A 9,810-nucleotide genomic window follows, 5' to 3' on the forward strand; every position below is an offset into this window, starting at 1 on the left:
TCGTTTTTGACATAGGGCTGGATCATCTCCGTCCAGATCGTCGGCGTGAACGCCCCCGTGTTGTAGTTGGCCGTCATCGGGTACTGCTCGTCGTAGTCTTGAACATACATCATCACGGCAGTCGAGAGCTGGCGTACATTGGAGAGACAGGCGGCTTGCCGGGCTTTCTCACGGGCCTGAGCAAAGACAGGAAAGAGAATCGCGGCAAGAATCGCAATGATCGCGATGACAACGAGAAGCTCAATCAAGGTGAAGGCCCGAGAGGTCATGGTGGATTATACCGCTCTCCCGACGAGCGCACGGGAGGTATACTTCTTCTCGTATGGACCCGACCACGCTACTCAAGACCATTGTCTCCCTGATCGTGGTGGTCGAGCCGATTGGGGCTGCGCCGGTTTTTCTGACGCTCACCCAGCATCAGACACCCCAGGAGCGCCAGCGCACGGCCCGGCGTGCCACGACGGCGGTCTTTCTGATTCTGCTGATTAGCGCACTCGTCGGCAAGCTGATCCTCGAACTCTTTGGCATCAGCCTCGCCAGCTTTAAAGTGGCGGGTGGGATTCTCTTTTTGTTCATGGGCCTTGAGATGATCAATGCCCAGCCCAGCCGCTCTCGTCAAACCCCCGAAGAGGCGGAAGAGGCCGAACACCGCGACGATGTGGCGATTGTGCCGATGGCGCTTCCCCTTCTGGCGGGGCCAGGGGCGATTGGCTCGGTGATCCTGCTGGCGCAAAAAGGCCCGTTCTTTCCCCATATCCTCTGGGTGGCCGGGATTATCGCCGTGGTGTGCTTTACGGCCTGGATCTGCCTGCGCATGGCGGCCCCGATGGGCAAGGCGCTGGGCAAGACGGGAATGAACATTCTCAACCGCATCATGGGCCTGATCGTCGTGGCGGTGGCCGTCGAGTTTATTATCGGTGGTGTCAAAGCGCTTTGGGCAAGCTAGCGACGCTGGTCAAGGAGATGCAGAGCCGTCTCTTCGTCGAGGAAAGTGGGCGGTACATAGGTGTCCTCTTAGTCTTGCTCCTCGCGGCGGAGCAAGTAGGACTGGTAGCCATCGAAGAAGACAATCACGCCGGTCATCTCATCAATGCGCAAAAGAAGTGACTGACGGTAGCCCGCGCTGTTTTGCTCCTGCATCTCCACCTGATGCCGGAGCTGGCCCAGCTCCGCTTCAAGCTGCTCGATACGAAGGCGGGCTTGCTGGAGCGATGCCTCAGCCTGGTGGCTGCTCTTGGTAAGCTCTTGGCGCAGGGAGACAAGCTGCATCGCGGCCTCGCCGACGAGCTCGGAGAGATCATTTTTCTGGTGCTGGCTCAGCTCCTTTGCCACGCGGGCATAGCGTGACTCCTGAGAAAGATGCCCCGGAAGTGAGGATAAAAACGCGACTATCTGATCGGGGCTATAGCTACTCTGGGGAGGTGCGAAGAGAGAAGGATACTCCGGCTCTGGCTCTGATACGGGCTCGGGCCTAGGGGTTTCGTTGGCGAGACCCACTTGGGCAAAGACAGCGGCCAGTGCCTCTTGGTAGACCTCGGGGGAGGGAGCCGCAGGTGGCTCTGGCGCAGGAGGAATGGGCCGGACTGGTGCGGGGCGACGCTCCTGTCTGGGGAAGATCATCGGACGAGAAAGCGCCGAGCTGACCACCACACGACTCTCCTCATGGCTACTTTGAAGGGCAGGCGGCAGATCCTCATGCTCCTGCAAAGCCTTTGCGGCAGCACGACTGGACGAAGTCTTAAGGTTGTCTTTCCAGGAAATCATGGGAATATCCTCACGCGAGAGTGAGCCGTCTGTGGTGCTTCACGCGCCTTCGCACTCCCTCTTCGCGCTGAAACGCAGGCACTTCCGTGGGGGCAGGGGGCTGATTCTGCTGGCGGACATAGCCCTGGTAGCGGTCGAAGAAGACAATGACCCCCATCATCTCATCCAGACGTGTGCGGAGGGCTTGGCTCTCCGCAACCGCACTGGCCTTACGCTTGGTCATTTGACTCCGCAAGCGAGCAAGCCGCTCTTCCAGAGCTTGGATGCAGATCTCATCATCAGACTGCTCCCGCTGGAAGCTCTCCTCAAGCGCCTTAATCTCCCGACGGATTGTTACGATCTGCTGCGCCGCTTCGCCCACCAGCTCCGCTGCTAGAGTGGTGTCGTCGGAGGTGAGTCCCCTCAGTCGTTCCTGCACATGGGTGTAGCGCTCAGTCTCGCTTAAGCTCTTGGGGAGGCTGGATAAAAAAGCGACGGCATGCTCTGCCGTGAACTGCGGCGGGGCTAGTGAAATATCGGCGGGCTCAGACGAGAGTAAGGCACTGACATCCCAGCTCCCTAAGAGTCCCTGTGTGGGGCCGGGCAAAGACGCGCTGGCGTAGGCGGCCCAGAGCGGCTGTGGCAGAGGAATCTCTGGCTCGACACGCCACTGCGCCGACACTCGCACCGATTCTATCGAGTCCGAGTCCCCTGGCAGCATTCCCTGATTGCGCTCACGATTTCTCCAGTTTGTTTTTATGGTCATACTCAATACCCGTGTTTTTTCCGTCTGGTATATTTGTTGGGAAAAAACAGGTGGCTCTCAACCCGCAGGAATACGGGGAATACGGAGAAATACCAGGAGATTGGTGTTTTTTTTCGCTATACTAGCTCCATGGACTCTTCTCGACTCTCCCAGCAGCTCGTTTTTCTTGCCGAAGCTGACCAGCTCAAGCGCGTGCTCCGGCGCACGTCTTTGATTGGCGGGGATCGCTTGGAGAACACGGCGGAGCATAGCTGGCACTTTGCCCTGATGGCGCTCACGCTGGCAGAGCACGCTCCTGTGGCTCTGGATCTAACACGCGTGCTCAAGATTGCGCTCATCCACGACTTGGTGGAGATTGACGCGGGCGATAGTTTTGTTTATGACACTAGCGCGATGGCCGATAAAGCCGAGCGTGAAGAAGCCGCCGCTGAGCGCATCTTTGGCCTGCTCCCTGCCGACCAAGCTACCGAGTATAGAGCGCTTTGGGATGAGTTCGAGGCGCAAGAGACCTCCGAAGCCAAGTTCGCCGCCGCCGTGGACCGGCTCTGTGGGATGCTCCCCAACTATAAGAACTGCGGCGGGAGCTGGGTGGAGCACGGTGTCAGTGCCGCGCGTGTGGCCCAGCGCAACGCCCCAATAGGCGCAGGAGCCCCGGCACTCTGGGAGGTAGCGCGGGGCTGGATTGACGAAGCTGTGGAGTGCGGCTGGATTACTAGCGAGTGACCGTCACTTTTGTCAGACCGCTGGGGTTGTCGGGGTCGAGGCCACGGGCGACGGTGAGATGGTAGGCGAGAAGCTGTGCGGGCAGAATATCCACTAATGGGGCGAGCAGCTCGGTGCCGGTGTTGGTGAGGGGAAGCGCGGCATCGGGATCCGTGGCGAGGGTGAGCACCCGCGCTCCACGGCTTGCCAGCTTCGCCGCCACTTCGAGCATCATGGGTTTGGTCTTGCCATCGGGCAGGAGCAGCAGACAGGGCGTGTTGGCTGGGACACTGGCAATCGGGCCGTGGAGCAGGTCCGCTGACGAGAAAGCCTGCGTGGTGGTGTGGGTCGTCTCGGCGATCTTGAGGGATGACTCAATCGCGGTGCACAGATGCAGGCCACGAGCAATGGCTAGAATCCGCTCCGCATGGGTGAGCGAGTGCGCCACGGTCTGCGCTTTTCCCTCGAGCCCCAACAGCTCCTTGTGCATCGCATCCGGCACGCGCCCGAGAGTCTCTGCCAGCTCGTCGTTGCCTGCCCAGCGTGCCGCCAGCTTGGCAAAGATTCCCAGAGTGGTGGTGTAGGTCTTGGTGGCCGCGACAGCTTTCTCCACGCCCGCATGACAAAACAAGACATGCTCGGCGATCTGTGAGAGCTTGGAGCCCTCCGTGTTGGTAATCGCCGCCGTGAGTGCGCCGCTTTTCCTTGCCTGCGTCATCACCTCGTTGATATCATCGCCCGCCCCGGACTGCGACACCCCGATCACCAGCGCATCTTTGTAGTTCACATCGGCTTCGTAGAGCGTGTGCACCGAGGGCGCGGCAAGCCCGCAGGGAATCCCCACTGTGAGCTGGAGCAGGTACTTGGCGTAGGTCGCCGCATGATCGCTGGTGCCCCGTGCCGCCAGAATCACATAGCGCACATCCCGCGCTTTAATCGCCGCGACGAGCTCGGCAATGGCATCTTTGCTGCCCGTAAGCGCCCGCTCCAGCGCCGCAGGCTGCTCGTTGATCTCTGAGAGAAGTATAGACATGATCCTATTGTACCCAGAGATGGGAAGTTGGCTGAAACGAAGGCGATAAGTGGTATCATGGCGAGCGTGATGGGGCAGGAACCAGATGGTGTATACGAGAAACGGTGGACTCTTTTTAGGGTTCGACCGGGCGACCTTATGCTGCTTTTACAGCTGATGTCGCGCCACGATGTCAGCCTGAAGGCGGAGCCACTCCCCCCGGATGTCCGCGTCGTGGATGCCTGCTATGATAGCGAAGCCGAGCAGTGTCTTGTGGTCTTAGAGAGCGCTTTCTACTCTCCCGCTCAGGTGCGACTCTCACGGGGAAACTGGAGTGGCGGCTGGGATGAGCTGGTCTTTGCCCTAGAGGAAGACGCTTTGCCCCCCTTGCGCCCCCGGCACCTTGTCGGCGATGTCCGCTGGGAAGCCTACTTCATTCCCCCGGAGCGCATCATCCAGCTCCTCCAGACCATCTCCAGCGGCGAGAGCTATAACCTGCCGCCCATGCCACCCGATACCCAGCTCATGGACGCTTTCTACGATTCCGAGCGCCGCGCCTTTGTCTTGTTTTTAGAGAGCAGTTTCTTTGAACTCTCCGATGTTGAGGGACAAGGCAGCGATATTCGAGTGGGGATGCCCGAGCGTCACTTGAACCTGACGCGGGAAGAAAAGACATCTTGAGAGTTTTAGTAACCGGTGGAGGAACCGGCGGGCACGTGAGCCCCGCGCTGGCCGTGATCCAAGTTCTTCGTAAACGCGATCAGACGATTGTTTTTCGCTATGTGGGTAGTGAGACGGGCATTGAGGCAAAGCTGGCACGAGAAGCCGGACTGGAGTTTGTCGCGGTGGCCAGTGGGAAGCTACGGCGCTCCTCGAAAGGCCCGTTTGGGCTGCTGACTGCCGCCAATATCCGTGATGCGATCAAAGTGCCGCAGGGATTTTTCCAGGCACTCAAGGCTGTCAAAGAGTTCAAGCCCGATGTGGTCTTTGCCACGGGGGGCTACGTCTCCGTTCCTGCCGTGCTCGCCGCTGCCATGCTCCGCATTCCGATCATTACCCATGAGCAGACGGTCACGGTCGGGCTGGCCAACAAGATCAACGGACGCTACGCCAAGCGCATTGCCCTGAGCTTTGAAGGGGCGCTCGACGAGCTACCGCCTGGATTGCGCAAGAAAGCCTTTGTGACAGGAAATCCCGTGCGCGAGGCGATCTTTGCAGGACGTGCAGAGGGCGCCGTGAGCCGCTTTGGGTTCGACCTTACCGATGAGTGCCTGCCCTGTGTCTACGTGACGGGCGGGGCGCAGGGCTCGCATATTCTCAACTATGCGGTTAAAGATGCGCTCCCTGAGCTTCTCAAGCAAGCGCGGGTGCTCCACCAGTGCGGCGAAAAAGACGCCGAGGCGCTGCTTGCCTACCACAAAACCCTCACGCCCCAGCAGCAGCACCGCTGGACAGTTCGCCCTTTTATTCAGACCGATGAGATTGGGGATGCCTACGCCCTTGCCAATCTTCTGGTCTGCCGCTCCGGTGCAGGCACGGTCACGGAAGTGTGTGCTCTGGGCAAGCCCGCCGTCTTTGTTCCGCTTGTCCCCACTAGCGGCGATGAGCAGACACGCAATGCCCAGCGCTTAGTCGAGGCGGGCGCGGCGGTAATTGTCAAGCAGAGCGAGTGCTCTGGTACCACTTTACTTGCTGCCATTTTGCCCCTGCTGGACGATCGCTCGCAGCGTGCCGGAATGGGTGGGAAAGCCAAAAAACTCGCCACCCCCCGCGCCGCCGAAGACCTCGCCGATGCTATCTTAGGGCTTGTGCCGCTTGAACAATCTCACAAGTAAAAACGTCTGGAGGTCTTGTGCAACTCTTCGCTCTTTTTCTTCTCGCCAGTCTAGGACAGACCAAGCCTGCGCCCCTGCCCGTCGCCACGATTCCGACTGCGCCAAAGCTACCGACTCGGATTGCGTTTGCGGACGAGCTGGCGGGCCGCCGTGCCTACTGGGCCGCCCGTGATGCCAGCCATGCCGCCCCTGGCTACAGCTTCCAGTGTGCTCTGAGCATTCTGCGGAGCGACCGAGGAAAGACCTACCCCGCCCAGGTCGCCACGGAGACACTCTACGCCGCGCCGGGAGGCAAGCTCGCGGTGAGCTACGAGTACGGGCTTGCCGGCCAGCGCACGATTCGTCGGGCCATCTCTGATGGCGAGTCGCTGCTCGCGGTGCGCTTCGACGAGCGGGGGAGTGTCAAACAGCCCAAGGTAACGCGTGAGTTCTCACGCCTCTACTTTACGGAGTCACTTCGGCTAGATCGCGCCTTGCAGTCTGCCCGGCTTGATCCGTTAGGAACGAGCCTAGGCGCGCAGCTCACTCTGGAGCCGCCCCGCGCGATGCAGAGCCGCCTCTGGAAAGACACCGATGGGAGCGTTCTGGAGACCGAGAGCCTCATCCCCCGTGCAGGCCGTCCGGTTCGAATCCGTCGCTATCGCTTCACGGCCAATCACACGCTAAGCGCCGCTGAGGAGTGGGAAATCCGTGAGGGACGCCTCACCTACCGCAAAGAGACCTACCAGCCCGCGCCCAAAGCGGCCGCGCCGTTTGACCAGGCTCTCCCTGATAACTACATGGAGGTACCCCTCAAAGTCCCCGAGAGCACTCGGGAGCTACCTCAGCCCATCCAGGTAGACCCCGCGGCTCTGGCGCTCCTGGCAAAGTGGGAGAGCGCTCACCAGCGCTACTTCACGCTCCACGCCGCTGCCACGGTCACCACCGAGCAGCTGAAACGTGCGGACAACTCCCGTGACCCTCGTGGCGGGGGACGCAGTGGCTACAACGGCACCTACGATCTCTGGCTCCAGCGTCCCGGCAGTGCGCTTATCGAGGTCAAGGGGCGTGATGGCTTTCCCGTCAGCCAGACGATCAAGGCCAATGGGGTTGAGATCGTGGTGACCGAGAGCGATGGCAAGAAGCGCAGCTCTCCTCTGCGCGAAGGCACTCGCTTGGATCAGAGCCTGCGCCAAGCCACTCTCCGCAACGCACTAGAACCACTTCAGGGACTTTTGGAAGGCCCGCCTAGCCTCGCGGGCTACGACACGGTGCGCCTGCTCCAGCCGCTCGTGTTGCCTGACGGAACATCGCTGCAAGGAGTCGAGCTGGTACGAACCACCAAGACAGATAGTGCCCGAGGCCGTCCGACAACCACCGAAAATAGCGACCGTATCTGGCTGGGAGGCGATGGCCTGCCACGTCGTATCGAGAGTAGCCGCAAGATTGACATTGAAGGCGCCTTCACCCGTGACCTTCCCCCAATCACGATCTTGATCGTCCAGCTTAAAAACGTCACCACAGACAAAGAACCACCGCTTTAGATTTTATCCTTTGGCAGTAAGCCGAATGAAGGCGTAGAAGTCATCCTCATTCAGGATGACTTCTGTCTTGTCCTGAAGCTCGGCCCAGTTGGTGTGTCCGTTGTTTGCATTGATTCGATACCATTTCTGAATATCTGTACCGAGACGAATTGCCGACGATGAGCTATTTTCTGAGTTACTGCGGTTCTTGATTTGCAGAAGTTTTGGAGGCGAGCCAGGCTTGAAAAAATCTACGGCACGCATCGTTTCGCCACAGACCCATATCCATCCTGATTTGCCTAGCCTGCTCGCGATATATCGCTCCAGCAGGCTGCCGATGAGGTTTTCAGCAGCCATTGATAGTCTATGATATTCTTTCATCTTGCCAAGATCATCCTGTGGGATACTAGCAAATGCATGTAATACTTCATCAACGGCTGGGTCTGGAATGGTTGCTACATTTTTAAAGTTGACTTGACTGCCTCGCTCTGTAAAAAACTTCTGAAGATACTTTTCTAAGTAGGCTTCGATCTCACTGGAGTGAGTGAGTGTGTTTATATCAAGTTTTCCTTTTTTAGGGAAGAGGGTGGGCTCTTTATAGCAAAAACGAAGTATCTCTTCGATATCTGAGATCCATTCGTGGTTCAGGTTTTGACAGCTCTTCTGGGCAATTTCGATGAGATTCTCTTCCGTGACAGCAACAGGCATACGAAGTATAATACAGCAAAAGGGACGGCATTTTGGTAGGCATGGGAAATCATAAATTTCTTGGTTTTTTTTCAGGAGCTCTTGGACTTGATTCAGGGCTTGAGAGTGCTGGTTTGGAGTCGGTTGCAGTCAATGAGTTCGACCCAAAGGCTTGTCAGACCATTCGAAAGAATCGCCCTCATCTCTCGCTCTACGACGGAGATATTCGTGACTTAACCGCAGATCAGTTGATGCGTGAGCAGAAGATTGAATCTGAAGAGCTTTTTGCTATTGTGGGAGGGCCTCCCTGTCAAGCATTTTCTACGGCGGGAAAACGACTCGGTCTCAATGATGAGCGTGGGAATGTGTTTCTGCATTTTATTGATTTGATTGGTAAACTCCGGCCCAAATATATTGTGATTGAGAATGTCCGTGGGATACTCTCGACACCTATGCAACATCGCCCGCATCGTGAGCGAGATTATAACGGCACTTCGCCACTGGAAGATGAAAAACCAGGAGGTGCGCTTCGCTATATCCTGGCATATCTGCGAGATGCTGGTTACGAAGTCAGTTTTGAGCTTTACAATACGGCTAATTTTGGTGTTCCTCAGATTCGTGAGCGTGTCGTGATGTTAGGTGCACGCGATGGTAGTACAATTCCCTATCTCGTTCCTACCCATGACGAAGAAGCGCGATTTGGACTGCCGCGCTGGCGAACATTTCGAGACGCTGTCGAGGGGCTGGAAGGCACTCCTGAGGCGGCGAAGTTTCCCGAGAGGCGGCTGCAATACTACCGCTTATTGAAAGAGGGGCAGAACTGGCGCGATCTACCGGAGCAGCTCCAGCGCAACGCGATGGGTAAGGCGTATGATGCTGGTGGGGGAAAAGTTGGATTCTACCGACGGCTTGCCTGGGATCGGCCCGCTCCGACCGTCGTTACCTGTCCCACAATGCCCGCGACCGACCTTGCCCATCCTGAAGAAAACCGGCCGTTGTCCGTTCAAGAGTACGCTCGCATTCAGACGTTTCCCGATAGCTGGAAGTTCGAGGGGAACTTAGCGAGCCGCTACCGGCAGATTGGCAATGCGGTGCCCGTGCGCTTTGGTGAGGTGATTGGTCGCCACTTGCTGGCCTACGATGCCGGGGAGTGTTTAGAAGTTCAGCACCCGCAGCTACGGCTCAGTCGCTATCGAAACACTGATCATCGCTCCTGGCATGCCGTACAGTCACCGGGCTGGGTGACGGGGAAACTCTTTTAGTTAAGCAGGAAAAACTGTGTCTCTTCCCGAATAGAGAGGCATTCCACCTGGGAGAAAATCGTAAACACATGCCCCAATTAACTGTTGAAGGCCATGGCACTTTTGAGGTGCCCGAAGGCAAGAAGCTTGTTCTCTGTATCGAAGATGCGGGAATTCCGATCCTGCACCGCTGTGGCGGCGTCCCTGCCTGCACGACGTGCCGCGTCCAAGTGCTGGAGGGCGACGTGACGCCCATGTCCGACGAGGAAGAGTCCGCTCTGGAAGATCCTGAGCTGATCGCCACCCACCGGCTCTCCTGCCA

General features: G+C 58.1%; 12 protein-coding genes. 7 read left to right on the forward strand and 5 right to left on the reverse strand.

The genetic code is table 11. The features are described 5' to 3' along the window. Positions 1-269 (reverse strand): type II secretion system protein (locus tag AC1XOS_RS15390; RefSeq protein ID WP_481963108.1); only part of this gene is annotated, 269 nt, incomplete at its 3' end. A gap of 53 nt (positions 270-322) precedes the next feature. Here AC1XOS_RS15390 and AC1XOS_RS15395 point away from each other — a divergent pair. Continuing rightward, positions 323-946, forward strand: coding sequence for a MarC family protein (locus AC1XOS_RS15395; protein ID WP_481963109.1), 624 nt, complete (start codon positions 323-325; stop codon positions 944-946). A gap of 68 nt (positions 947-1,014) precedes the next feature. Here the strand turns inward: AC1XOS_RS15395 and AC1XOS_RS15400 are convergent, their stop codons facing one another. Both AC1XOS_RS15400 and AC1XOS_RS15405 read right to left on the reverse strand, forming a co-directional pair. Continuing rightward, positions 1,015-1,764: a hypothetical protein gene (locus AC1XOS_RS15400; protein ID WP_481963110.1), complete on the reverse strand. Its 750-nt coding sequence runs from the start codon at positions 1,762-1,764 to the stop codon at positions 1,015-1,017. A gap of 10 nt (positions 1,765-1,774) precedes the next feature. Next, positions 1,775-2,509: a hypothetical protein gene (locus AC1XOS_RS15405; protein WP_481963111.1), complete on the reverse strand. Its 735-nt coding sequence runs from the start codon at positions 2,507-2,509 to the stop codon at positions 1,775-1,777. Positions 2,510-2,638: 129 nt separating this feature from the next. Between AC1XOS_RS15405 and AC1XOS_RS15410 the strand changes: the two genes are divergently transcribed. Next, positions 2,639-3,232 (forward strand): HD domain-containing protein, encoded by a 594-nt coding sequence (locus AC1XOS_RS15410; RefSeq protein WP_481963112.1) that lies wholly within the window; start codon positions 2,639-2,641, stop codon positions 3,230-3,232. On the opposite strand, the gene AC1XOS_RS15415 is transcribed toward AC1XOS_RS15410, so the two are convergent. Beyond that, complete coding sequence (locus AC1XOS_RS15415; RefSeq protein WP_481963113.1) at positions 3,222-4,244, reverse strand: SIS domain-containing protein; 1,023 nt, start codon at positions 4,242-4,244, stop codon at positions 3,222-3,224. The two genes, AC1XOS_RS15410 and AC1XOS_RS15415, sit on opposite strands and share 11 nt — an antisense overlap. A 138-nt stretch (positions 4,245-4,382) precedes the next feature. Between AC1XOS_RS15415 and AC1XOS_RS15420 the strand changes: the two genes are divergently transcribed. Genes AC1XOS_RS15420 through AC1XOS_RS15430 form a run of 3 tightly spaced genes read left to right on the forward strand, consistent with a single transcriptional unit; the run spans position 4,383 to position 7,581 of the window. Then, entirely contained in the window at positions 4,383-4,904 is a 522-nt protein-coding gene (locus AC1XOS_RS15420) for a hypothetical protein (protein WP_481963114.1), read from the forward strand. Continuing rightward, complete coding sequence (gene murG / locus AC1XOS_RS15425; protein WP_481963115.1) at positions 4,901-6,058, forward strand: undecaprenyldiphospho-muramoylpentapeptide beta-N-acetylglucosaminyltransferase; 1,158 nt, start codon at positions 4,901-4,903, stop codon at positions 6,056-6,058. Before AC1XOS_RS15420 ends, murG begins: the two co-directional genes overlap by 4 nt. 17 nt (positions 6,059-6,075) lie before the next feature. Next, positions 6,076-7,581 (forward strand): hypothetical protein, encoded by a 1,506-nt coding sequence (locus AC1XOS_RS15430; protein ID WP_481963116.1) that lies wholly within the window; start codon positions 6,076-6,078, stop codon positions 7,579-7,581. 3 nt (positions 7,582-7,584) lie between these two features. Here the strand turns inward: AC1XOS_RS15430 and AC1XOS_RS15435 are convergent, their stop codons facing one another. Further along, positions 7,585-8,268, reverse strand: coding sequence for a SinI family restriction endonuclease (locus tag AC1XOS_RS15435; protein WP_481963117.1), 684 nt, complete (start codon positions 8,266-8,268; stop codon positions 7,585-7,587). A 41-nt stretch (positions 8,269-8,309) separates the two neighbouring features. Here AC1XOS_RS15435 and AC1XOS_RS15440 point away from each other — a divergent pair, with 41 nt between their 5' ends. Together AC1XOS_RS15440 and AC1XOS_RS15445 are read left to right on the forward strand one after the other, a co-directional pair. Further along, on the forward strand, positions 8,310-9,509 hold the full coding sequence (locus AC1XOS_RS15440; RefSeq protein ID WP_481963118.1) for a DNA cytosine methyltransferase: 1,200 nt from the start codon (positions 8,310-8,312) through the stop codon (positions 9,507-9,509). Between the two features lie 68 nt (positions 9,510-9,577). Beyond that, the coding region (locus AC1XOS_RS15445; protein ID WP_481963119.1) for a 2Fe-2S iron-sulfur cluster-binding protein at positions 9,578-9,810 on the forward strand (233 nt) is incomplete at its 3' end.

Source organism: Armatimonas sp. (assembly GCF_964826245.1).